The sequence below is a fragment of the Psychrobacillus sp. FSL W7-1457 genome (assembly GCF_038593405.1).
Lineage (GTDB): Bacteria > Bacillota > Bacilli > Bacillales_A > Planococcaceae > Psychrobacillus.
Window position 1 is genome coordinate 3037689 of sequence record NZ_CP151993.1, and the last position, 25927, is coordinate 3063615.

General features: G+C 36.9%; 22 protein-coding genes. 6 read left to right on the top strand and 16 right to left on the bottom strand.

The window, feature by feature from the left end; all coding sequences use genetic code 11:
- Positions 1-512 precede the first annotated feature (512 nt).
- The 4 genes from NSQ95_RS14865 to NSQ95_RS14880 form a co-directional block, all read right to left on the bottom strand.
- Entirely contained in the window at positions 513-1292 is a 780-nt protein-coding gene (locus NSQ95_RS14865; RefSeq protein WP_342559879.1) for an enoyl-CoA hydratase, read from the bottom strand.
- Positions 1293-1411: 119 nt separating this feature from the next.
- Complete coding sequence (locus NSQ95_RS14870; RefSeq protein WP_340882438.1) at positions 1412-1756, bottom strand: YlbF family regulator; 345 nt, start codon at positions 1754-1756, stop codon at positions 1412-1414.
- Positions 1757-1797: 41 nt separating this feature from the next.
- Positions 1798-2940: a DUF445 family protein gene (locus tag NSQ95_RS14875; RefSeq protein ID WP_340882436.1), complete on the bottom strand. Its 1143-nt coding sequence runs from the start codon at positions 2938-2940 to the stop codon at positions 1798-1800.
- Between the two features lie 65 nt (positions 2941-3005).
- Entirely contained in the window at positions 3006-3395 is a 390-nt protein-coding gene (locus NSQ95_RS14880; protein WP_169360625.1) for a ferritin-like domain-containing protein, read from the bottom strand.
- A gap of 72 nt (positions 3396-3467) precedes the next feature.
- Here NSQ95_RS14880 and NSQ95_RS14885 point away from each other — a divergent pair, with 72 nt between their 5' ends.
- Together NSQ95_RS14885 and NSQ95_RS14890 are read left to right on the top strand one after the other, a co-directional pair.
- Positions 3468-3671, top strand: coding sequence for a YheE family protein (locus tag NSQ95_RS14885; RefSeq protein ID WP_340882435.1), 204 nt, complete (start codon positions 3468-3470; stop codon positions 3669-3671).
- Between the two features lie 24 nt (positions 3672-3695).
- Entirely contained in the window at positions 3696-4250 is a 555-nt protein-coding gene (locus NSQ95_RS14890) for a lysozyme inhibitor LprI family protein (protein ID WP_340882433.1), read from the top strand.
- Between the two features lie 138 nt (positions 4251-4388).
- On the opposite strand, the gene NSQ95_RS14895 is transcribed toward NSQ95_RS14890, so the two are convergent.
- Both NSQ95_RS14895 and NSQ95_RS14900 read right to left on the bottom strand, forming a co-directional pair.
- Complete coding sequence (locus tag NSQ95_RS14895) at positions 4389-5561, bottom strand: M20 family metallopeptidase (protein WP_298473885.1); 1173 nt, start codon at positions 5559-5561, stop codon at positions 4389-4391.
- 28 nt (positions 5562-5589) lie between these two features.
- A complete protein-coding gene (locus NSQ95_RS14900; RefSeq protein ID WP_340882430.1) occupies positions 5590-7008 on the bottom strand; it encodes an AbgT family transporter in 1419 nt (472 codons plus the stop codon).
- 341 nt (positions 7009-7349) lie between these two features.
- Between NSQ95_RS14900 and NSQ95_RS14905 the strand changes: the two genes are divergently transcribed.
- A complete protein-coding gene (locus tag NSQ95_RS14905; protein ID WP_342559880.1) occupies positions 7350-8099 on the top strand; it encodes a class I SAM-dependent methyltransferase in 750 nt (249 codons plus the stop codon).
- A gap of 43 nt (positions 8100-8142) precedes the next feature.
- On the opposite strand, the gene NSQ95_RS14910 is transcribed toward NSQ95_RS14905, so the two are convergent.
- From NSQ95_RS14910 to chrA, 6 genes are all read right to left on the bottom strand, one after another.
- Positions 8143-9399: an MFS transporter gene (locus tag NSQ95_RS14910; RefSeq protein WP_340882427.1), complete on the bottom strand. Its 1257-nt coding sequence runs from the start codon at positions 9397-9399 to the stop codon at positions 8143-8145.
- A gap of 293 nt (positions 9400-9692) precedes the next feature.
- A complete protein-coding gene (locus NSQ95_RS14915) occupies positions 9693-10031 on the bottom strand; it encodes a hypothetical protein (protein ID WP_340882426.1) in 339 nt (112 codons plus the stop codon).
- Between the two features lie 79 nt (positions 10032-10110).
- Positions 10111-11568 (bottom strand): M1 family aminopeptidase, encoded by a 1458-nt coding sequence (locus NSQ95_RS14920; RefSeq protein WP_342559881.1) that lies wholly within the window; start codon positions 11566-11568, stop codon positions 10111-10113.
- 155 nt (positions 11569-11723) lie between these two features.
- Complete coding sequence (locus NSQ95_RS14925; protein WP_342559882.1) at positions 11724-13463, bottom strand: ABC transporter ATP-binding protein; 1740 nt, start codon at positions 13461-13463, stop codon at positions 11724-11726.
- A complete protein-coding gene (locus NSQ95_RS14930; protein ID WP_342559883.1) occupies positions 13460-15202 on the bottom strand; it encodes an ABC transporter ATP-binding protein in 1743 nt (580 codons plus the stop codon). Before NSQ95_RS14930 ends, NSQ95_RS14925 begins: the two co-directional genes overlap by 4 nt.
- 653 nt (positions 15203-15855) lie before the next feature.
- Positions 15856-17013, bottom strand: coding sequence for a chromate efflux transporter (gene chrA / locus NSQ95_RS14935; RefSeq protein WP_342560823.1), 1158 nt, complete (start codon positions 17011-17013; stop codon positions 15856-15858).
- Between the two features lie 214 nt (positions 17014-17227).
- Here chrA and NSQ95_RS14940 point away from each other — a divergent pair, with 214 nt between their 5' ends.
- The 3 genes from NSQ95_RS14940 to NSQ95_RS14950 all read left to right on the top strand — a co-directional run bounded on the left by NSQ95_RS14940 (position 17228) and on the right by NSQ95_RS14950 (position 20288).
- Positions 17228-18571, top strand: coding sequence for a hemolysin family protein (locus NSQ95_RS14940; protein WP_342559884.1), 1344 nt, complete (start codon positions 17228-17230; stop codon positions 18569-18571).
- A gap of 264 nt (positions 18572-18835) precedes the next feature.
- Positions 18836-19660 (top strand): MBL fold metallo-hydrolase, encoded by an 825-nt coding sequence (locus NSQ95_RS14945; RefSeq protein ID WP_342559885.1) that lies wholly within the window; start codon positions 18836-18838, stop codon positions 19658-19660.
- A 79-nt stretch (positions 19661-19739) separates the two neighbouring features.
- Positions 19740-20288 (top strand): short-chain dehydrogenase, encoded by a 549-nt coding sequence (locus NSQ95_RS14950; protein WP_342559886.1) that lies wholly within the window; start codon positions 19740-19742, stop codon positions 20286-20288.
- A 140-nt stretch (positions 20289-20428) separates the two neighbouring features.
- On the opposite strand, the gene NSQ95_RS14955 is transcribed toward NSQ95_RS14950, so the two are convergent.
- The 4 genes from NSQ95_RS14955 to NSQ95_RS14970 form a co-directional block, all read right to left on the bottom strand.
- A complete protein-coding gene (locus NSQ95_RS14955) occupies positions 20429-21076 on the bottom strand; it encodes a response regulator transcription factor (protein ID WP_342559887.1) in 648 nt (215 codons plus the stop codon).
- Between the two features lie 11 nt (positions 21077-21087).
- Positions 21088-22200: a GAF domain-containing sensor histidine kinase gene (locus NSQ95_RS14960; protein ID WP_342559888.1), complete on the bottom strand. Its 1113-nt coding sequence runs from the start codon at positions 22198-22200 to the stop codon at positions 21088-21090.
- 1513 nt (positions 22201-23713) lie between these two features.
- Positions 23714-24001 (bottom strand): hypothetical protein, encoded by a 288-nt coding sequence (locus NSQ95_RS14965; RefSeq protein WP_342559889.1) that lies wholly within the window; start codon positions 23999-24001, stop codon positions 23714-23716.
- A gap of 200 nt (positions 24002-24201) precedes the next feature.
- On the bottom strand, positions 24202-25920 hold the full coding sequence (locus NSQ95_RS14970; RefSeq protein ID WP_342559890.1) for a phospho-sugar mutase: 1719 nt from the start codon (positions 25918-25920) through the stop codon (positions 24202-24204).
- Between the last annotated feature and the right edge of the window lie 7 nt (positions 25921-25927).

Here is a 25927-nt window from a genome sequence, read left to right on the forward strand (position 1 = left end):
TTTTGATTAATTTATGGGCTATTTTTTGGTGCTTATGGGACACTCTCCTTCCCTTTATGGGACACTTTAGATGAAGTTATGGGCTTTTTCGGGATATATGGGTCTTTGTCAATCTCTTGAAGGGGGGTTCACTATACGTGCACTTCACACCCATTTAGGTGCACTTTTCCTCTCTTTATGTTACATTTCTAGTCCCTTTACGTGCGCCTTATCACGTTTTAGGTGCGAAATTCCTCTTTACGTGCACTTCACACCCATTTACGTGCACTTTTCCTCTCTTTATGTGACACTTTTACTCCCTTTACGTGAGCCCTACCACGATTTAGGTGCGGATTTCCCTTTTACGTTCACTAAACTACCTTTTTACGTGCACTTCCCCTCTCCTTATGTGACACTTTCCCCACCTTTACGTGCAGATTCCGTTTTACACCCTACTTTTACACTCCACAAATCTTTATTTAACCACAAAAAAAGAGCCGACACATACACTGCCTCGGCTCTTCCCACTATAATTACTCCCCTTTAAATGCAGGCTTTCGCTTTTCTACGAACGCTTGAATACCTTCTTTATGATCCGCTGTTTTACGCATTGCTGTTTGACCTTTTGCTTCGCCTCTTAAAATGGCTTGAAGTTCATTAATCTTAGATAAATGTAGAATTTCCTTAGAGGTGATCATGGCTGCGACTGGTGATTCGATTAGCTTTTGAGCATATGCTGCAGCTGTTGCATGACCTGCTCCGTCTGGTGCTACCTCGTCTACTAGTCCTAATTTTTGCGCTTCCTTGCCGTTAAACAGTTGTCCACTCCACATCAGCTGCTTTGCCTTAGGGATCCCGACTCTTTCTTTTAAGAAGAAGTGACCCCCTCCATCAGGTATCAAGCCAATTCCGATGAAGTTCATGGCTAGCTTACTATTTTCTTCAGCGATAATAATATCACAGCCTAATACCATGCTAAAGCCAAGGCCAGCTGCCGCTCCATGTACGGAGGCAATCGTAATTTGAGGCAATGTATACAAGTTTGTTGCGATACGAGTTAAATAGTCCATGGCAGCTTCTATATCGAGTGGCTTTTCATCGCTAAGCATTGCTTTAATATCTCCGCCAGCTGAAAATGCACGGCCTTCTCCTTTAATGATTAAAACCTGGACAGATTTATTTTCTCTTAGCTCATCAAGAATATCTGCTAATTCCTCCATCATCGTTTCATCCATAGCGTTCATTGAATTTGGTCTGTTTAAAGTTAGTGTGGCGATACGACCCTCTTGTTCAAATAGTAAAGTTTTGTACATAATAAAATCCCCTTTGTGAATAGTCATTCATTTTTATAATTCGTCATTAATTACTTTAATCCTTCTTTTTAGCCAATAAAAAAAGCTCTAAGCAAGAAGCCTAGAGCTTTAAATACATCTTAAATTCCTTCATACAATTCTTGAACTGGTTTTAGCAACACACGATTGATCTCTTCAATCATTTGGCTAAGTGCCATTTCAGATTGTAGCATGTGAAAGATTTTCTCGTTTGTTTGTGCAAGTTGTGCCGTTTTTTGTGCGTATTCAATCTCTTCCCCAGAGATTTCCTCGCCCTTCATTTGCTTTTCTTGTAAGGTAAGCTGAATTTTGCGGAAGCTTTGGAATAATGCAAGCGCCTCTTGATCTGATTTTACTGATTCTACTGCTGCTTTCACGTTTGCGAATTCATCTGTTTGGCGTAGTGACGCCTCTAGTTTGTTAATATCGTCATAAATGTTAATCATGTTTTGTATGCTCCTTTTTTTAGGCATCGAACATGCCTTTTTTAGCTAGTTAGGAATACGATTAGACCTTGTATAATTCCTATAAGTCCCCCTAATACACCACCGAGAACAGTAATCATTTTGAATTCTCTTTTAGAGATTCCAAGTACGATATCCTCTAATCGTGCTACTGGGAATGAGTCAACCTGCTCTTTCACCATTTCCTCTAGCTTCATTTTACGCAATACTTCCTCTAATTTAGACTCTGCCTCAACAAAAGCAAAATTAGTTATTTTCGGTACCATTTGGGTCTCGACCCATTCAGAGGCACCAGGGAAGTAATGGTTTAAACTATAATTTAATCTATCTTCAATTGCAAGCTGCTCTCTTAAATATGCCTTCACATTGACTACTAGTGGATCAAAATCAAAGCCCTCCATCATCTCAGCCAATGGTCGATCCTTAAGCTTTTCCCACTCGTTTTGGACAATGTTTTCGAGCATCACTCTTGTTCCAGGTGCCCGTAGAAACTTTAAAATTTCAGGCTGTACCTTGCCCACAAGTGAGTTGGAATCTCCCATAAACATTTGAATCATATTACCAAGTGTTCCTTTAGTAGAAAGGAAATCATCAATCAGCTTCTTAACTGTGCTTTTACCTTCTTCTGATTGGAAAAATTCCTCACCCTTTTGAAGAATATAAGAAACAATATCCCCAACCTTGCTATTGGCCTTTTCTTGCCAATCTAGTGGAGCAATTTGACGAATTGTTTCATTCTCTAACTTTGTTAATATACGATTAAACTGTATATCAACCTGTTCATCTATTTTTGCATTCACAAGAGATGGCACAGATTCTATTCCTGCAAGCTTCAACCAATCATGTACTGTTTTATCTGATTGTAATATATTTTTATTTAGCTGCTTTACCACAAAGTCATTAGCCTTACTCTTCATCGCATCATTAAAGTACTTCTTTTTAAAAATATCCGGGGTCAATAAATGCTTGATAACAGTTATTCCTAATTGTTTGGCAAGCTCATCCCGACGCTTAGGTATTAAACCTGGAGTAAACGGCACTCTCCATGACCCTATATACTTTGCTTCATGAGGTCTAAATAGCATTTTAATGGCGAGGTGATTTGTAACCGCTCCAATTGCTGCTCCGACGACTGCCATGAATATGATTGTCCATAAAAAACCCATCGTTCTCACCTTTTTCCTCTAGCTTCTAGATTATTATAGCAGAGGAGAGAGAAACACAAAAACAATTAGAGTGCATTGTACATCATCGAAAATCGAATGGCATGCTCGGTTTCATCATGCATCGCACAAAAAAGAGGTGCATATGCTTGTTGAATCGGTATTTGGAGCAGCATTTCCTTATATACTTCTGCAGTTTCCAATTCATCCTTGACTGACTGCTTGACACAGGATTTTAAATCTTCACACGGGGGAACTTTTTGTAAGTTTTGAACAAAACTTCCTGTAAGCATATAATAGAGTTGTTGAAACATTTCATAATGGCTTTTTTCATCCTCGTACACGTGCTCGATGAATTCTTGCCAGTATGGGTCGTCCGTCAGCTTATACATATCCATATAATGATGGTAATCGGCGTACTCATTTTTAATTGCTTGTTCCAGCTTTTCAATAAACAATTAGATGCTCCTTCGCTAGTCATTTATACTAGTATATGCGAGCAAATTCACTCACATGAAAGGTATGATTATATGCTACAACATTTCAGCTTCAAGTCACTCTATGACAACAAACAGCTACCTGGCTGGTCAGTTTCTTTCTTTTATAAACAAAAAAGATACGCAGCAGAATACGAGCCTGATGGGACGATTAAGTGGATCGGGGAGACTCCTCCAGACGAAGAAACAGTCAAAAAAATGATTCATGAGCTTATGCTCTTCCATGTATACGACTAAACAAGAAAGGTGAACGCTTAGTTTATGAATAAAAAATATATAATACCAATAGTCACATTAGTGCTAGCAGCTTTATTAGCTGCTTGTGAAGAATCACCAGAAACTAGTACTGAGCTGGACAACCAGTCCCAAAATAGTGAAGTATCTCAAGACAAAAAATCAGTCTTGGATGAAAACAAAAGTACATCAAATGACACTCAAGAAAATCCAGTGCCTAAAGATTCTACCTTAAAAGAAGAGTACTTGATAAAATTAAACAACACTAAATTAGAGGCAGAAAATTTGAAGGCAACTGATTCTTCGACTTATGCGTTAAAAAAAGTGGAAGATGATAGATGGGTATTGTGGGATGAGTTGTTGAATGAAATATATGGCGCTTTGAAGGAGCAACTGTCTCCAGAAGAAATGGACCAATTAAGAGAAAATCAACGACAATGGTTAAAAGATAGAGATGAACAAGCATTAGAAGCTTCTCTAAAGTTCAAAGGTGGTACGCAGGAACATTTAGAATATGTAGCTGTTCTAGCTAATCTTACTGAGAAAAGATGCTATGAGTTAGTTGATAGTTATATGAAATAAATTAAGATTATTGTTTATGAGAAACTGTTAAGTATAACTCAATGTGGGTGGGAATATCACTGACACAGATTAATGTTTAGTATAAATAGAAAAAGAGCTTGAAATGTTACTCCAAGCTCTTTTCCCTATGCCTTGCCATCAATTTTCTAGCTGTTCAAAAACAGTCCCAATAAACATTTTACCAATATCCTTTATTGCTCGTTCGTCGATGTCGAATTTAGGATGATGATGTGGGTAGGTAGCTTTTAGTTCCTCGTTCCCTCCACCAATGATAAAATAAGCTCCCGGAATCTCGCGTTGATAATACGCATAGTCCTCGCTTCCGTTCATCGGTTTCCCTGGGATAATGTTATCAGCCCCTAGAACTTGACTAGCCACCTTCTCTACACGCTTTGTTTCAATAGGGTCGTTAAAGATAGATGGACAGTCCTTCACATATTTTAACTCGAACGTAGCGTCAGCAGCTTCGCAAGTGCTTTTAACTACTTGTTCTAGCTTCTGCTCGATTAGTGTGCGCACGTCCTCGTCATAGGTTCTGACTGTCCCTTTAATATAGGCAGTGTCAGGTATCACATTAGTAGTGCTTCCGCTTTGAAAAGAACCAACCGTAATTACTGCAGCCTTTAGTGGATCTACTCTTCTGCTAACAATTTGCTGTAAGTTTAATACAACCTGACTTCCCGTCACTAAAGCATCAATCGTTTCATGAGGAGATGCCCCGTGACCCCCTTTACCATGGATTGTTATATAAAAATCATCCTGTGCAGAGGAAGCATAGCCTTCTATCACACTAAATGTCCCATAGGGCTGAAGAGACATCACATGTGAACCATAGATAACGTCCACACCATCTAAGCAACCGTCCTTAATCATATATTCGGCACCACCTGGAGTGGTCTCCTCGGCGAATTGATGGATGAACACTACAGTTCCTGGTACCTCGTCCTTGTGCTCACTTAATACCTTTGCCACCCCTAAAAGTGCAGACGTATGTAAATCGTGCCCACATGCATGCATAACTCCTGGAACTTTTGATTTGTATGCTACTTCCTTCTCATCCTGAATAGGAAGTGCATCAAAGTCTGCTCGAAGTGCGATGGTTTTCCCTGGTTTCCCACCCTTTAGGTAACCTAAAACACCTCTCCCTCCAACTTCCGTTCGAACCTCTAATCCTAAGTTCCTTAAGTAAGCAGCAATTTTTTTAGGCGTCTCCACCTCGTGATGAGAAAGCTCGGGATACATATGCAAATCTCTTCGGAAATCGACTAACTCGGGGTAAATCTCTTCTAATCTATTAAATAACTTTTCCATTGTAATCCTCCTAAATAACACAACTGTATCATGCTGGCCAAAAGAATAGATGAGCAATCGTCACAAAAACTGCTCCCATTATAAATTGTATCAAAATTAATGGCCACAACCAACGAACCCATTTTCCATAAGAGATTTTAGCCATAGCAAGAGCTGCTAATATTAGCCCACTTGTTGGTGCGATAATATTGGTGATTCCGTCTCCCATTTGATAAGCCAATACTGCCGTTTGTCTGCTTACTCCTAACAAATCAGATAAAGGAGCCATAATAGGCATAGTTAAAGCTGCCTGACCACTGCCTGATGTAACAATAAGATTAAGCAATGTTTGCATAACATACATACCGATTGCCGTTAAGCTAGAAGGAAACTTCTCAACTAAATTAGTGATTCCATACAGTATGGTGTCGATTGTATTACTATCGTTTAAAATAACTAATGCCCCATAGGCAAAGCCAACTACTAATGCCCCTACAACTATTTCTTCACAGCCTCGAACAAAGGATTTTGTAATCTCATTAAATTTCAGTCGATTAACCAACCCAATAACGATTGCCATGATTAAAAACAAGGCAGATATCTCCGTGATAAACCATCCAAATTTCAATACCCCAAATGCCATTCCAACCATTGTGACTACTAGAATTGCAATAATAACTCCTTGAGTTTTTGTGATAGTGTCCTGTTTCATCGCTTCGATATCAATATTTCTATTTTTATCTTCCTCATACATAATACTTTTGGTTGGGTCTTTCCTTATTTTATTGGCATAAATCATTACATATGCAATAGATATTGCCATGAAAGCAATCCAAAAGCCGATGCGTGGACCCATGCCTGAAAAAATCGGAACCTCCGCGATTCCTTGGGCGACTCCAATGGTAAATGGATTCATAAAGGCTGCTGTAAATCCAGCTGAAACCCCAACAATAACCATGGCGGCCCCTACGATTGAATCAAATCCCATAACTATGGCAATCGGCACTAAAATCATGATGAAAGGTAGTGCTTCTTCAAACATTCCTACTGCTGCTCCAGCCACTCCAAAAAACATCATTACTACTGGAATAATGAGCATTTCTTTTCCTTTCATCTTAGTGGATAAGGAACCAAATGCACCTTCTATCGCCTTTGACTCTCTAAATAGATTGAATGAACCGGCTACCATAAAAATAAAGAAAATAATTGGAGCAGCTTCGACCATTCCTTTATGTATAGCATTAAATATATCTAAGAAACCCGCAGGACTAGAATCGATAGTTTGATAGGAGCCGTCTACTACGATTGTACGACCATCTGCATTCTCTATACGATCATATTGTCCAGCTGGAATAATATAAGTTAATACAGCCATGATTATAACAACGGTAAATAAAATAACGAATGGATGTGGCGCTTCTCTAATCTTTTTCTTTTTTGTGGATACTTCTTTCAAGGCTGTTGTCATTCTAGCTTTCTCCTTTGCTATTATAAAATTGAGTTCCTTCATTTATTCCCCTACGTAGTTTCCCCTTTTCACCCCCTTCTCTATTAATCACCATTAAAGTTATAGACAATTGAGAATATATAGTCTAATACTTTTAACAAACTTTACTACAAACAAAATTAACATTCAATACAGAATTGAAAAAATATTATATTTATATATCTTTTAGCAAAACAATTTCATAAAATTGTTTTTCGAATATTCTAATTATGATAAAATTGAGATTAGTAGGAGGTGCTCTTCTTCATGGGTATTCGAAATTTTAAGTACAACCTGTAAAAATAAAATTACAGGAGGAAAAGATGCAATCCAATTGGCATAAGAAATTTTATGAAAAACAATTTGATTTTATATATGATAATAACTACAATGATTCTTTATTTTATCAACAGGAAGCAGAAGCTATTCAGGAACAAGCTGGGAAACCGTTTAAAGCAGTTTTAGAATTAGGAGCAGGCTATGGGAAATTAGCAAATGCAATTGCAGCGTTAGGCAAAAATGTTACTACGATTGAGTTAGCTGACAAAATAGTCAAGTATGCGCTTCAAAACGCACACCCTAGCGTAGAAGCAATCTGTGCTGATTTTTATACTGTAAGGTTGAAAAAGAAATTTGATATTGTGCTCTATATAGATGGCTTTGGTGTTGGATCTGATCAAGACCAAGTCCACATACTCAAACGTATATATGACTGGTTGAATATCGATGGAATTGCTTTAATAGATATTTATCAGCCTTTATATTGGAAGAATGTAAATGGAATAGAAATCCAGCCCACAAGTGATCCAACAGTTCGACGGCAATACGGGTATATCAAGGAGACTCCATCTATGACTGACACATGGTGGAGTGTAGAGGACGCAGAAGAAAAGTTCACACAAATACTAGCATGTTATGCACCCGCACAAATAGATGAGTTGTGTCATCAAGCAGGCTTACAAGTAGTAGACTACTTTCCTGGAGGGGCAATGGACTACGATACATGGACCTATCAGCAGGTTGCTAGCTTAGAAAACTGCTTATCTTATCGAATAAAAGTAAAAAAGAAATGATATTTAAAGCAACCTTTGTTTAATCACAAAGGTTGCTTTTATGCTACACACTGTCTAGCTTTTTCCTACCAAAGACCAAAAAGAAATACGTAGAGGCAATCAAGTACAATACTCCCGTAATCGTAAATGTATACGCATAGCCCCAATAGAATCCAAAGGTCATCACAAGACCTGTAGATATAGTTCCGGTACTTGCCCATCCAACATTGAATACCATCTGATTGACCGAATTCGCAAGCCCTTTATATTTATCCTGAACTAATTCCATAGCTATGGCACTTTGAATTGGATTACCCGCATTCATCAGCGCCTGGCGCATTAGGAAGGCAACGGATGCAATTACAAGAGAGTTCGTATAGCCAGTTATAAAAAGGAACGGGATAGATAACAGCTGAAAAATAACGAGCGCCCTCACCTTTCCTACTCGCTTAACTAAAGCAGGCCCTAATAACATCGCCACCGCTGTCATAGCCGATCCAAGTGATAAAATAAGTCCTACATATGAATTTGAAGCATCAAATCTATTAGAAAAATATAAGTTCAAATAAGGAATTACTAGCCCAGAGCCAGTACCTATTAATAAATTTGCAAAGCCAAATAAAATGATAATCTTCACATTTTTTCTGAAGCTGCTTGGCTCAGGTGTTCTTTGGTCATCTTGATTATCCTTTGATGTAGCTCTAGTCCCTACCGGATTTAACTTAGTAAGCGGCAGGAGACCTAGAGTAAATATCGTAGCTCCAATTATTAACACATATTTGATGGCATCCTCTACAGATAGACCACCTAATGCATGCAGTAAATCAGCTAAGACCCCACCCCCTAGGCTCCCTACTACCCCGGCTAGAGTCATAAGTGAAAAATGAATACTAAATAGATGCATCCGTTCACTGGCGGTTGAATTCTCAGCTAAAAAAGGTATCCCTGATACTTGAACAAGCGCCATAAAGAGGCCCGTAAAAAAAGCAGCATACACTAAAGACTGCTCGCTAACCATCAAACTTCTATAAAATAATGTACCTGCTGCGACAACTGCCCCTATCATAATAATTTTCTTTCTTCCAAAACGGTCACTAAGAAACCCGGCAGGCACTAACATGATTGCAGAAGCCAGGGAGGTCATCGCGATTATTTTACCGTTTAACGTTTCCGGAAATCCAAGCTCCTTAATGTATAAATTGTACATTACAGAAAAAACACCCATGCCTATTTGAATAAGAACATTGGCCAGCATAAACATACGAATATTACGATTAAAGGAAACTACTTTCTTTTTCCACTCTACAAACCAAGGAATCATATACAACCTCTTCCATTTACTTCGTTACACTAAATATACGATTTCCGTCAGAAAATTACAATCGCTTAAATTAAATTTTTCGAATTTTTTATAGAAGAAAGAATTTACAAAAGAACTCTTTCTTGTTTTTTAACATTAGCTATGTTTAAAGCTCAAGGTTGTTTTAAGACACAAAAAATGAGCTAGGATTTTTCTTCCAGGCTCATTTAAATTTGATTTCCTTTTTATTTAAGCTCCCCTTAGTTGAACAAGAAAAGGTATTTAAAAAACCAATTTCTAACTGTGCAAAACTATTACCCGCAAAAATCATCAATATTTGAGTGAACATAATATCCAGACACTAAGGCTGTCCCACCGCTAAAAAAATGGAAAGATTCTGTCTCTCCATCACTGTTTTCCAGTGTACCTCGATGTTCAATTGAGAACTCCATCTCTTGTGTGCCTTCTCTTCTTGATTGGTTGATTTCCTTAAGTACTTTATTGATGGTTTTTTGTTCCTCAACCTCAATCGTCATACCATTCATACATTCAATTGTGAGTTTAACCATTTTCCCCTCTATTAAGGGTTCACTGTAATGGTTACAAGCACCCAAGAAAATAATACAAACACAATATAGTAATCTTCTTTTCATTATTTCACCGCCTATTGTTAACTTTCCAGCTTATTGAACTAACCTGCTGCTATAGTTCAATAAAAAAATATGAAATAAATTATTCTAAAAGAAGCCACTCTTTGAAAAACTCAGTATGATCTTCTTGATGGTACTCATTGAAGAATTCTACAAAGGTCTCAGTATCCACATATTGATATTTAAATTCATTAAAATAAGCGGATAAAAATTTAATTGTTTCTTCGTGCCCGCCTCGCTCTTTAAAGAAATCTCGTAAAATTGCAGGAATTTTCCCATATAGTAACGGACCATGGTCCGTACCAAACTCCGTAACTGGAAGATTAGCAATTTCCGACAGAGTTTTTCTTTCAGCAAAAATATTTATTTCATTAAATCCTAATTGTTCGCCCAATTCACTGGAATCATATCTTAATGTACGGTATGTTCCCTCCAATAGTGCCGTTAAACTCTCATCTAACCAAGATTCTTCATAAGGGTCACTGGAAACCATGAAATAAAACCATTGATGAGCAATTTCATGAATTAATACTCTTTCATGTCTCCCTGGTTCAACCCATACTTCTACAATATTTGGGTACTCCATTCCTGAATTATTTGCAACAACATCTAACTCTTTAGTCGGATTATCCCCAATATTTTTTTCCATAAATAAAAACGCTTTTTGAGCGTCCATTATCATTTGATGTAAAGTGTCTGGAAAATCATAAGGAAAAAAATATCTGATCGTTGTATCATTTGCTTGCAGTGTCTCACTGATCCATTCTTCTGGATCTAAAAATGCTATATAAAAATCTTTAATATTTGTTCCTTGTGTCTTCCCACTAATGGTAGGCTTGGGTTCACCATCTTCTCCCGAGCTAGCAACCAAGTATTCTCTAGCTAACTCATAAGTAATCTCATAGTCTCCATACCCTGTATCATAGAATTCACCCACATGATGATAAGGATGTAGCTCCCATTTGTTCGTATACCTACCTAGCATTGGATACCATAATGCTAAATAGAAATTGTTGTCTATTCTCGACAGTCGTTGCCCTTTAAATGGTGGCTTTAATAAATATTCTACTGTTAAAATTGTTTTTTCACCTGGTTGAACATCAGATTTTGGAGTTACATATAGCATGGTATCGTTCAATTTATATGATAATTCTTCGCCATCTTTGCTTCTAATAGAAGTAATCTCTGCTTCTCCTATAGATGAAAGCATATAGTATTTATTCTCTAGCGTCGTAACATTCGGGATAAAATAAAAACCGATATCGTCCCATACACTTTTGGATTCATTCGTAACTTCAATCTCCGCAGATATGTGAAAACGTAAATCCTCCGCCTGGCGGATATCTATTTTGTAATTTCCCCTAGAACCTTGGAGTACTGAAATAGATTCCTCTTTTACTTTTTTAGCAGTTGGTTTTTCTTCTGCTTTAACTTCTGGTTCTACTATACCTATTTTCGATTCTTTCTCTAATATAAAATAACTTCCAACCCCTAAAAGGATTGTCGCCGTACAAATAGCAATGATTGGTTTAATTTTCACTATCTCATCTCCTTTCCTCTTACATTCTATTTATTTCAAGAATATCCTTTATATTGTAAATCAATTAATAGTAGTAAAAGAAGCGTGGAGAAAAATTCACACAGCAACTCGATTATTAAGCTTTTATCTCTAGAAAAGGGAAAATCCCCTTATGCTTATGCATTAGGGGAAACTCCGGCTTGTAGCTTATACATTTGTTCGTAGCGACCTTGTAGCTGCAGCAACTCGTCATGTGTACCGCTTTCTACAATTTCACCACGGTCTAAAACTAGAATGCGGTCTGCATTTTTAATAGTAGAAAGTCTATGCGCAATGATGAAGGTTGTTCTACCTTTCTTTAATACATCCATCGCATGTTGGATAATTTCTTCTGTTTCGGTATCTATATTAGATGTCGCTTCATCCAATATAAGAATAGCCGGGTCGAAGGCAAGCGCTCTTGCAAAGGATACTAGCTGTCTTTGACCAGAAGAAAGGGTACTTCCCTTTTCAATTACTGGTTCATCTAATCCTTTTTCAAGATTTTTTAGTACACGTTCTCCACCTACCGCTTCTAATGCGGACTCTACTTTTTCTCGTGAAATTCTAGGATCATTTAAACTAACATTTGTTTCAATGGTTCCAGAGAAAAGATATGGATCCTGCAATACAATTCCCATATGATTACGAATGGTTTGCCTTGGAAGGGACGTAATATCTATTCCATCTATTAAAATCTTCCCCTTCGTTGGGTCATAGAATCGGAATAACAAGTTCATAATGGAACTTTTCCCAGAGCCTGTATGCCCCACTAAAGCAACTGTCTCACCTTTGTTTGCAACAAAGTTCAGGTTCTTTAAGACAAAGTCATCTCCTTTGTAGGCAAACGACACGTCTTTAAACTCCACGTTTCCTTCGTACCTTTCCATTCGTTTGTCTTCTACCTGTTCACCTTTTTCATTCAACAAATCAAATACTCTACTTCCTGCTACCAGTGAGCGTTCTAGCTGAGAGAACTGATTAACGATCCCCGTAATTGGATTGAACAATCTCGTCGTGTAATCCACAAAGGCGTAAAGCAATCCAGCTGAGACGATTGCCCCTGGCTCCATGGACTGACTACCAAAAACTAAAATAAATAGAGCAAACATGATGGATCTTAGCACCTGTACTAAGTTAAAGGAGGTGGCAGAATCTAGCTTTAAAAGCTTACGTTGATAACTGTAATGCTCTTCATTCATCTCCTCAAACTCTTGGTCCATTTGTTTTTCCCGTTTAAACGCTTGAATGATCGACATTCCTTGAATTGATTCGTTTAACATGGCGTTCATATCCGCAATCTTTGTTCGCACAATATGATTATATTGAGATGCATATTTTCGGTAAGCTAGCATCCATATATATACGATCGGAATGACGAATAAAGCGATTGCTGCCATTTTAACGTCTAAAATAAACATTGCGATATAAACTCCAGTAATAGAAATGATACTGGTTGCAAACTGTGAAAGTACTTGAACATATAGATTACGGATAGCTTCCGTATCATTTGTCACACGAGCAACTACCTTACCGGCAGGCAAGTTGTCAAAATATTGTATAGGCAAAGTTTGAATATGCTGAAAAACATCATTTCGGAGCTTCTGCACAACACGATTTGCTCCAACCTGTAGATTTATGAACATAAAATATCTAAAAACCGCTGTAACAATACTTAGACCAAAGAATACTGCAAGGAGCATTAATATCGGCTCCAGATCAATCGCACCATCTGTAATGTGTTCATCAAGAATTTGTTTTGCGATAAATGGTCCTGTCAAATCGGCAATTACAGCAATAGTTAAAAAGATTAAACCAAGAAGAATTGGCTTTTTATAAAATAACGCATAATGGTAGAGTCGTTTTCCAGTACTCATGACGACACCCCCTCAAGCTGTTGACGATCATATTGTTCCTTGTACCAGCCATTTTGCTTTAGAAGTTCCTCATGCGTACCTTGTTCTACAATGATTCCTTCATCTAAAACGATGATTTGGTCGGCATGCTGAATGCCTGACAAGCGATGCGTCGTAATAATTGTTGTCTTCCCACTGCGTTCGTTTTGTATATTTTCGATAATTTTTGCCTCTGTTTTAGCATCTACTGCAGAAAGAGAATCATCTAAAAGAAGAATTTCTGGATTTTTGATAAGCGCTCTAGCAATCGATACCCTTTGCTTCTGACCCCCAGATAGGGAAACCCCTTTCTCCCCTACTAACGTTTCTAATCCCATTGGTAAATTCATTAAATCCTGTTGAAAATGTGCTAAACGAAGTGCTTCCTCTAATTCCTCTTCTGTTGCATTTTCTTTTCCTAGAAGAATATTTTGGCGTATGGTTCTAGAAAACAACACATGATCCTGAGGCACATACCCAATCCATTCTAATACTTGATCCTTTGTTTGCTCTGATATTGGGATATCTCCAATCGTCAGTTGACCTGCTCCAATTGGATACTCCTTTAACAGTTGCTTAATAAAGGTCGTTTTTCCAGACCCGGTTTTGCCTACAATGCCAAGCGTCTGCCCTTTTTGTAGATTTACTCGGATATTTTCTAAATTTTTCACCTGTGATAAAGGATATTGAAATCCAACATCATCAAAACCGATGGACATTACATCCTTCAAATTCACTGGAGCAGTCGGGTCCTTCACATCTGCATCGTACTCTAACGTTTCCTGTACACGGTCAAGTGAAGCATTCCCGCGTTGCATAACGTTGATCAATTCCCCAATAGCGAACATTGGCCAAATAGCCATACCAAGATATACATTAAACGTAATTAGGTTCCCTACTGTCATCTCACCCTTAGAAACTAGGTAAGCTCCATAACCAAGTGCAACAACATAACTAATACCTGTTCCTATTTTGGTGATAGGACCAAACAAGGCGTCAATTCGTTCTACAACCATATTTTTTTGATAAACCTCTTCACTCATGTCTGCAAAGTTCTTCTCATCAGCACGTTCCTGAACGTACGCACGAATTACTCTTACACCGGCTATAGATTCTAAAACACGATCATTTAAATCCCCAAATGCATCTTGAGCCACCATATACTTTTCATGAATGATTTTACCTAAATACTGCATTATAATTGCGAGAACTGGTATAGGTAACAGTGCAAAAAAAGTAAGCTTCCATGAAATAAGAAAACCCATTGCCAGAATCAAGGCTAACATATACATAGTCGAATCTATTAAGGTCATGATCCCAAAGCCAGCAGTAGTTGCAACTGCATTCAAATCATTTGTCGCACGAGCCATTAAGTCACCAGTACGATTTTTCTCGTAAAAAGTAGGTGTCATACTTAAAAATTTTCGATTGAGCTTAGTGCGTAAAATACGCTCAATAGAAATAGACCCACCAAATAATTGATATTGCCATATAAAATTTAAAATATATCCCACTATAATAATTCCTACAAAATACAACATATACTCCATTAATAGATCGCTATTCATATTTCCTAGCGTAATTGTATCGATCGCCCTTCCTACTAGCCATGGAGGAAAGATCTCAAATGCACTCGCAATAATTAATACACCAACTGCAACAGTGTACCTTTTCCAATGATCCTTAAAAAACCACTTTAACTTAAATAATACTGAAAACATTCCATTGTCCCTCTTTTCTTTCCTTTACATTTACCTAACTATCCGCCTTCAAGAGATTCCTTTATTAAAATTTGCTTAGCTCGTTGAATAATCATACCCAACACTCCTCCTTTGTTTTTTCACCAAAAATTGGAAATGATAGAACGCAAAAAAGTGCATTACCCATGATACGGTAATGCACTTTAAAATAGACATAGTAATTCTTATGCTATTAAACAGTCATTTAGCGTCTAATGGTAGGTATGAACGGGCTATATCATTGTTTTGGATAACTTTTAAACGAATCATTATTCATACCTCCATTTCTAAATTATTTAGTGTCATTTAATATTATCTCAATAAAAGTTTAGTTGTCAATACATTTTGAAGAAATAGACAATTAAATTAATTCCATTATTCGTACTTTTAGGTTTAAGGAAGAGCAATTAGTAGATAGTAGTGAAGTTTAGATGCTCTTTTAAGTGTAAAGTAGTATTGATTTTCACTCTAGTCGGACGCTTTTTCGCGGGGTGAGTGATAAGCCATCACCCGTCGCTTACGCGCGCGGTGTTGACGTCTTATCTGTCTCACTTATCCTGCTGAAGTCGCCTCCTGTCGCTACAATCAATAACCTGTAGCTTTTCCAATTTAAAACGTACATTACTATTTTAAACTTAAATTAACTGAAAAAGGTATCCTAATACTGCACTTAACAGTACAACCTTGTAAGGAGCCCATTTAAAAACAAATAATACGGTAAAAGTAACTAACACGATGATGAAATCCGATGATTCTTTAACTGAACTCGTAAAAACTGGATCATATAACGCGGCTAAAAGGATTCCTACTACACCTGCATTAACTCCCTTTAAGGCATTCTGAATTCCTTTTTTCGATCGTATAGCTGACCAAAATGGTAGTATTCCAATTACCATTAGAAAAGAGGGCAAAAATATGGCAAAGGTAGCTACCAAGGCTCCTGGAATACCAGCTGTTGCATGACCCAAGAAACTAGCTAACGTAAACAATGGACCTGGGACCGCTTGAGCAGCACCATACCCAGCTAAAAATACATCAGGGGAAAGGGCTACCTCTCGCTGAAGCATGGGCAGTACAACATGTCCTCCTCCAAAAACTAATGAACCGACACGATAATATATATCAAAAATTAAGTAGTATGCTGAATTGATAAATGGCTTAAAAATGGGCAAAAATATAAGCAGTCCAAAAAACAAAAGCAAAGCAGCCATACTCGTTTTTTTCCCATAAGGAATTTTAATATCTGGGGCCGGCTCATTGCTATCTGAACGGAAATACATATATCCAAACAATCCCGCTGCCAGTAATATACCGAATTGACCTACTATTGTTGGAATAAGCAATGTTAAAATGGCACAAGCTATTGCAATAGAAATTCGTATACGATCTGGTGCAAGTGTCTTTTGCATCCCCAATAAAGCATGAGCAACAATGGCCACTGCAACGATTTTCAATCCTTGTAGCCACCCACTGTCAAATGAGTTGGTAGATATCAAAAATGCTGAAAACAATACAAGCAGTATAATGGAAGGAAGGGTAAACCCTAAAAATGATATGACCCCTCCAATTATTCCTCCTCTTAGTATGCCGATGGCAATGCCCACTTGAGATGAGGCTGGCCCCGGTAGGAATTGACAAATAGCCACAATGTCAGCATATAACTTTTCGTCTAGCCATTTTCTTTTCTGCACATACTCTTCTCGGAAATAAGCCAAATGAGCAGCCGGTCCACCAAAAGATGTTAATCCTAATTTCGTTGAAGCACTTGCTATTTCAATATATTTTTTCACTATTTTTCCATACCCCCTAGTTCATTAAAATTATCTAACAAATAGGAAAACTATATCTCAAGATTACAGGGGGAAATATGAAGTCGCAACCTAAAGAATAAAGATTTGTAATTTCTTTTTATATATTTTATTATTAAACCTAGAAACTATTTTTTTAGAAAACAGGAGGTGTACACTTTGTTCTACCCCCCATTTGGGTTAGGGACAAAGTAATTATTTGGACATAGCCATACGGTTGACAGCTTTTGCTGTCTTAATCGCTTTCACTGCATTTTTTGTTGCAAGTGAATTTGCAATAGTAAAAGTTAGAACAACAAGAATCGATCAGCTTTTAGCTGAAGGAAACAAAAAAGCTATTAATGCTAAGAAGGTTGTTTCCAATTTGGACGAATATCTATCTGCCTGTCAGTTAGGTATTACAATCACTGCTTTAGGGTTAGGGTGGTTGGGAGAACCAACTATAGAAAGAATCTTACATCCAGCATTTGAGTATTTTGAGCTTCCAGAAAGTGTTTCTTCTTTACTTTCTTTTATCATTGCGTTCTCATTAGTAACATATATACATGTAGTAGTTGGAGAATTAACCCCTAAAACATTTGCTATTCAACGATCTGAACAGATTACATTGGCAGTTGCTAAGCCGCTAGTCATATTTGACAAAATTATGTATCCGGTAATCCATGGTATGAATGGATCGGCACGTTTCTTAGCGACCAAGGTGTTTGGATTAGAGCCTGTTTCAGAATCAGAAGTAGCCCATTCCGAGGAAGAATTACGAATGATTCTTTCGGACAGTTTTAAGGGTGGAGAAATCAATCAAGCAGAGTATAAGTATGTAAACAAAATTTTCGAATTTGATGATCGTATCGCAAAAGAAATTATGGTTCCTAGAACTGAAATCACTTCCATCGATAAGGATTTAACCCTTAGTGAAGTTTTTGAAGTCGTAGGTGTCGAACAGTTTACAAGATATCCTGTAACTGATGGAGATAAAGACCATATTATCGGACTTGTTAATATGAAAAATCTTTTAACAGCCTTTATACGAGATCCTGCAAACGCCACTACTCCGGTAGCTGACTACATGCAGCCAATTATTCGAGTAATTGAAAACATGCCTATCGCTGATTTATTACTTAAAATTCAACGTGAACGTATTCACATGGCCATCTTAATGGATGAATACGGAGGAACTTCTGGTCTTGTCACGATTGAAGATATCATCGAGGAAATCGTAGGCGATATCCGCGACGAGTTTGACACAGATGAGCTGCCTGAGGTTCAAAAGGTTGCTGAAAACCATTATATTATTGACGCTAAGATGTTAATCGAAAGCTTAAATGACTTATTAAATATTAATATTGATGAAGAAGATATTGATACTATTGGTGGGTGGTTTATGACAAAAAGCTACGATGTGGTCAGTGGTGAAAAGCTCCTAGAACAAGGTTACGAATTTACTGTCAAAGAAATCGACGGTCATCACATTCAATATCTAGAAGTTGTCAAAGTTCCCGAAGATCAAGAGAATGGGGAACTAGAAGAATCCATAGATGAATAATTAATACATCATACTTAAATATAATTGATATAGAAAACGACTCTCTTTTTAGAGGGTCGTTTTCTTTTGCCATTAGTTCAATTCCTCTGAAACAATATCCTCCCAATCTTCTCTTTCAAACCTGATTATGTTAAGCCCTCCAAAGAATATTGAATTTTCAATCAAAAGTATTAGAGTGACGCATTACTTATAGTGATACAATTCAATTACAAGATATACCAGAACACACAAACTAAAATGAATTTTAGAGGAAGAGTGATTATTTTGGATAGATATATTTGTAAGACATGCGGAGTTCAGTATGAAAATTCTTTTGGGAAACAAAAGGAATGTATAATTTGCGGTGAAGAAAGACAATTTATTAGTTCTAATGGGCAAAATTGGACCACATTAGAATCTATGATTAAAGAAGGCAAATACAAAAATACTATTAATATCGAACATGAAGGACTATACAGCATAAACACTAGTCCCAGTTTTGGAATTGGTCAAACAGCCTATTACATACAAGACAAGGATTTTAATTTATTGTGGGATTGTATTTCTTATATTGATGAGCAAACGATTAAAGAAATTAAAGACTTAGGTGGAATTGATGCAATAGCTTTATCTCACCCACACTACTACTCTAGTCAAGTAGAATGGGCTGAAGCCTTTAACGCTCCAATTTACATTCATGAAGATGATAAAGAATGGGTTATGAGACCAAGTGAGCGAATAGTTTTTTGGTCTGGTGAGTCCCTTGAATTAAAAGAAGGAATCATTCTACATAGAATTGGTGGCCATTTTAAAGGTGGAACAGTTTTAGAATGGAAAAACGGAGACAACCAAAGCGGGGTTTTAATGACTGGAGATATTATTCGTGTCGTAGCAGACCGTTCATGGGTAAGCTTTATGTACAGTTATCCAAATTTTATTCCACTTCCAGCTGCTACTGTAGAAAGGATTTCAATTAGGATAAAAGAATTGAAATTTGCGCGTTTATATGATGCCTTTCATCGTGTCATTAAAGAAGAGGCCAAGCAAAGCGTCCAAAAATCTGCCACCCGTTATATGGAAGCACTAAAGGGAACCTTATTTAATACATAGTGAACTGAAATGATACGTTCTTGCATGGTGCAAAACGTTTTTATATCGGGCTATCGTATCGTAAGGAGGAGAAAATATCATGAAACATGCTTTAGTAGTCGGTGGAACAGGAATGTTATCAAGAGTCTCCCTCTGGTTATTAGATCAAGGGTATCACGTTTCAATTATCGCAAGGAATTCTAATCGTATGAAAAAACTAATAGAACAGACAGACTTAAATTATGAAATAACACCACTTATTCTTGATTATAATAATAATGCTGAATTACAAGAGAAGGTGCGTACAACAATTGATGAAAATGGTGGGATTGATATGGTGGTAGCTTGGATACACTCGACTGCTCCAGAAGCACTTAAAGTTATTTTAGCAGAGGTTTCAATTAGAAAAGACAGGTGGGATTTGTTCCATATTTTAGGTAGTAGTTCGGATTTAAAAAGAGTTAAACGAGAAGCTATACTGCCTAAGAATTGTTCCTATCATCAAGTTCAATTGGGATTTTTAATAGAAGGGAGCCGTCCAAGGTGGTTAACACAGAAGGAAATTTCGGATGGAGTAATCGAAGCTATCAAGAAAAGAAAAAAAATACTAACCATTGGTCAAATAGAATCTCAGGAAAAGCACATATAAAACATAAAAGTGGACATTTTGCAGCCTTGGAAGAAATGTAATAGGTTATCGTTTTTTTAAATAAATTTATTGCTACTTTAAAAAGGAGTACTAAAATGACAGTACTCCTTCTTCTATTTTTTTAAATTGTTATTGGATATCTATTGACCACTCGATTCGGTTAAACCATGCTTTACTGCGTATAGTGCAGCTTGAGTTCGATCCTGGACATGTAGCTTACCGAATATATTCGAAATATGAGTTTTTACGGTCTTTTCTGTGACAAATAAAGACGATGCTATCTCTCTGTTACTTTTGCCTTTTGTAAGCTCTGCCAGTACATCCTGTTCCCTAGGGGTTAATGGATATTCCTCATGTGGAAGCACTTCTTTCGGCTCGTTTTCTTTTTCCATCTGACTAGTTGCCTCAGGATGGATAGTGTTTTCACCACGCATAATTTTTCTAATGCAGTCCGCTAAGTCGTCCGGCTCAATATCCTTTAGCTGATACCCTGCAGCTCCTGCCTTTAAAGCTGGGATGACATGATCCCGATCTGAGAAGCTTGTTAGCATCAGAATTTGAATATCAGGATATTCTGCTTTTATCCTTTTGGTCGCTTCTATCCCATCCATTTCCGGCATCACTAAATCCATTAAAATAATGTCTGGCTTTAAAGCCTCGGTTAGTTCTACAGCTTCTTTTCCATTAGTAGCCTCGCCAACTATATCCATATCCTTTTGTGTTTTTAAAAAGAACATTAACCCCCTACGTACTACGTGATGATCATCAGCTATTAATACTCTAATCATTGATATTCCCCCTAGTAAGGTAATCTTACTAATATTTCTGTACCTTTATCTACCTCTGTAACCCAATCCACTGTACCACCAATTGAACTAGCTCTATCCTTCATACTTTGTAGACCTATTGAGGGTAGTGATTTTAAATCCTTCATGTGAAAACCACAGCCCTCATCTTTTACAACTAAAAGCACATCGGTTGTTGTGACTGTCATATAAATTTCTGCCTTAAGCACTCCAGAATGTTTGCGTATATTGTTTAGTGCCTCTTGGGTTATACGGAACAAAGTCTCTTCTACCTTTGCCGGAAGTTGGATAACTCCCTTTACCTTTATGCTTAGGGATAATCCAAGAATATCTCCGTATCCCTTTAATCCTTCTATAATTCCGGTTTCTAGACCCTTAGGGCGCAGTTGCCAAATAAGTGCTCTCATCTCGGTTAGTGCTTCCTGGGTTAAATATTGAATCTCTTTAAAGGTATCCTTTACTTCGACTTGGTCTGTCATTTCAACGCCGCCTCGAGCAGTCAAGGTAACTGAAAAAAGCAACTGATTTACAGAGTCATGCAAATCTCGAGCAAGTCTATTCCTCTCTTGAACAAGCGCCACCTGTTGCTCTTGCTTAGTCAATAATATTCTTTTAATCGCTGATCCAATTTGAAATGCAACAGATTCTAATAAGGCTAACTCACCTTCCTCAAAACGGACAGTATTCGCTGTAGCTACATTTAACAAACCAAAGCGTTCCTGCCCAGATTGTAAAGGTACTGTAGCATGATGTGTGATTCCCTCTTCATTTACATCTTTTTTATGAGCATTTTCTATTCGCTGACATTCTATTATGTTAGAAGCCTTTTGTAATTCTCCATTTCTATATCGAGACACGCACCAACAGCCACCCTTTTGCAAGTGTCGGCAATCATTTTTTTCAAGTGACTTTGGAAGGTTTTCATGCACAATTAGCTCCTGCTTCCCTTTTTCATTAATGAAAAAAATCCATCCAGTCTCAAAAATAGTTCCCTCTAAAAGCTTACGAAGTGCTCCCTGTAGCATTTGTTCCATATCTGTTTCTTCGTTAATTAGCTCTGCTATTTCTTTCAATAGCTCTATATTGGAAAGTTCCTTCGATTGCATTATAACTCCTCCATCTAACCTACCTGTTACATTCATCTTATCATGTATAAGGTCTACATATAAATAACAGAAGCATCATACTTTTGACTGACAGTATAAAATTGGATACCCTACTTTAATAAAGAAAGGCTATGTTAAAGGTAAAGGTTGATTAAAAATACACAAAAAAATGAGCTCGGATATTTTCTCCTGGCTCATCCTTTGATATTGGTTTTTACAGAAGCATTCGTTAGTTGCACAAGCATCCTCTCTTTTATTACACATTAACTTCATAATTCTCATCATAGTATAGTTTTCTTCATACGATTACTTGAGGTGAATAAAATGGAATTACTTTCTGAAAGAGATGCATTGAACTGGATACTTTATGTTCTTTATTTCGGATTTCCTATTCTATTAGTAATAAACTTAGGTGTATTAATAACTTTAATACAATTAAAGAGAAGAAATAAAAGATAAAATATACCCTTTAGGAACAGAGTAATTGTTCCTTTTTTTTGTGAAATGCAATAAAAAATCGCATTTTCTTGAAGTAAATCAACCGTTAGTGAAACAAAATTACTTATTTATTTTTCTCCAAATCAATAAAATGAGCTGGAAAATGTATCTCCAAGCTCATTTTATATTGGTATCTTTTTTACTTGCCTGCTCCCGCTAATATTGCAATGCTCCACATAATCAGAGTAAACGATATTGTAAGCCAAAAAGTATTGACTGTAGTTTTTTCTTCGCGTTTTACCTTTTTCAATATAGAAACCAAATTTAAACAAAATATAACACACAAGATAGGCATTAAAAGCCCTCCAAATAGTAGAGAGGCAGTAATCATATATTTTCACTCCTTTGTAGTTGATGTTTATCATTGTTCAACTAAGCTGCCCATTTAGATCAATAAGAAAAAAGGCTTTACCCCTTCCGAAGTAAAACACACGTAGACAAACTAAGATTTACTCTTAATTAAATCTATTAAATAGTACATAAGTGCGATCAAAAAAGATAGCAGTATAATAATTATTGTACTGAAAGTAAAAATCCAAGTTTCAATATGGTTACCATCATCAAACAATACAATCAAAAGAAAAAATAAAATTACACTTGCTAGTAATGTTAAGAAAAATTTACTAATATATTTTGACATATTCTACCCCTTTAACAATTCAATTTTATTTATTATTTTGCTACTCGGTCAAATTTGCCTCTTATTCAACTAACCCACCATGATAGTTGACGTGTAACATTTCATAAACAAAACTACCTTACAAAATACCAACCCAGGTCTTTAACATAGCCTAAAGAAAAAAGTACTCCAGGGTTTCCTTGTAATACTTTAAAGCTTTAATTATTTTAATAGAGAATAATGCTTATGCCTTGGTCGCCCTTTTATGCTTTACATTCCTAGGACAAGGTAATTGATCATTTATGTGATATCTCATTTATATTATTATTTTTGGAAGCACTTATCAGTGTTGTTTTAGTAAATTTTGTTTTTCAAGTCTCCTATTGAATGGCTGATTTATAATTGAACATCAGATTTCATTTTTTTCTTTTTAATAATTCCTATACAACCAACAATGAGCATTAGAATTGCAATTATTTCGAACAGGACGAATGCTCTTCCTGCCAATCCACCTTCGAATATGTTCTCATACATAAATGCATATACAATAGTGAATATTGGTGCAAATATAACAGCTATATAAATGCCCCATATGATAAGGTTAAATGTCCAAGATCGTTTAAAAGTAAGAATGAAAGTTAGTAGCCCTAAAACTAACGCCAATACGAACAAAGAAGTTAACATTAAAAAAACACTCCTTTAGCCAAATTTGACAACTATAGTAAGCCAAAACATAATTTCAGCCAAACCATCTCTATACTTATATTATACCAATAATATACATTCGTTACTTTAAATTACTGAATATTACATCAAATACAAATGCTATTTTAATCCAACTTTATATAATGAAAGACGCTGAAAAAAATTTCAGCGTCTCTTCTCTATTCTAAATATTGATTTAAATTTCCAGTAAATGATTCTTTAATCGCTTCCAGCTTTTTCTGACTTTCTTCTGCTGAATCACTTGTTACTCCAAAATAATATTTAATCTTAGGCTCTGTCCCACTAGGTCGAACACATACCCATGAACCGTCTGCCAAGAAGTATTTTAATACATTAGAAGAAGGCAATAATATCTTCTCTTGCTCTCTGCCATCCGTAAATGTTCTTATAGATGATAAATAATCTTCCTGTGAGAGCACTTCGATACCTGCAACTTCTGTTATAGGGTTCACTCTGATTTGCTCCAGCAGGTTAGCAATCGCCTTTGCTCCACTAACGCCTTTTTTCGTAACAGATACTAACCCTTCCAGGTAGTAGCCATGTCTTTCATAAAGACTGTTCAAGACATCTACTAATGACAGCCCCTTCTGTTTATAATAGGCAGCTGCTTCGACCAATGCCAAGACACTTTGAATGGCATCCTTGTCTCTTGCAAAGTCTTTGACTAGATAGCCATAGCTCTCCTCGTAGCCAAAGAGGAATTCACATTCATTTGTTTCTTCATAGTTTTTAATTTTCTCGCCGATAAATTTAAAGCCTGTTAACACGTCTTCCGTACTCGCACCATGGTACTCTGCGATTACTCTGCCTAAATCAGAAGTTACAATTGTTTTAAATACTCGACCTTTAGCAGGCATCGTCCCTTTTTCTTTACGCATCGACAGTAGGTATTCTATAAGGATAGCACCAGTTTGATTGCCTGTTAGAAGCTTATAACCATTGGCATTCTTCACGGCAGCCCCCACACGGTCACCATCTGGATCTACAGCTATTAAAATATCAGCTTCATGCTGCTCACCATATCGGATAGCATATTCAAAGGCACTTTCCTCTTCTGGGTTAGGAGACACAACCGTTGGAAACTCTCCATTTGGCTCCATTTGCTCGTCCACGTAAAAGATATGCTGATAGCCTGCTTCGGCCAAAATACGCTTTGTAGTTTTACCTGAAGCTCCATGTAATGGGGTAAATACTACTTTTAGATCTGTTTTTAATGCTAGTTCGGGATTTTCTTGAACTGTTTTTAACGCATCTATATATGAGGAATCCATGCTCTCATCTAAATAAACGATTAGATCCTCATCAATTTCATTATTTTTAATAGATAGTGCGTCTCCCGCTTTTTTAACATATTCAATAACAGTATCTGCATCCTGTAAATTTAACTGGGCGCCGTCTTGCCCGTATACTTTATAACCATTGTATTCAGGTGGGTTATGACTAGCTGTAATAACAATCCCCATATATGCATTAAGCTTTCTCACTGAAAAAGAAAGCTGTGGAGTTGTTCTAGGCTCACGATAAATATAAGCCTTAATACCAGCAGCAGCTAGCGTATTCGCTGCCTCTTGTGCAAACTCTGGAGAAAATCTTCGACTATCATAAGCAATAACTACACCACGATTCATCGCGTCCTTACCAGCAGCTTTGATATATTCTGCTAGACCAGTCGTTGCTTTGCGAACCGTATAATTGTTTATACGGTTCGTGCCAGCTCCTATTTCTCCTCGCATACCACCAGTTCCAAATTCCAAATCTCTGTAAAAGGCATCCTCTTGTCTTTTTTCATCGGCGGCTAAAAGCTTAAGGTCGTCTTTCCATACAGCTTCCATATCATTTACGCTATTCCATTGTTCGAAGAGTTTTTTATAGGACATATATCTC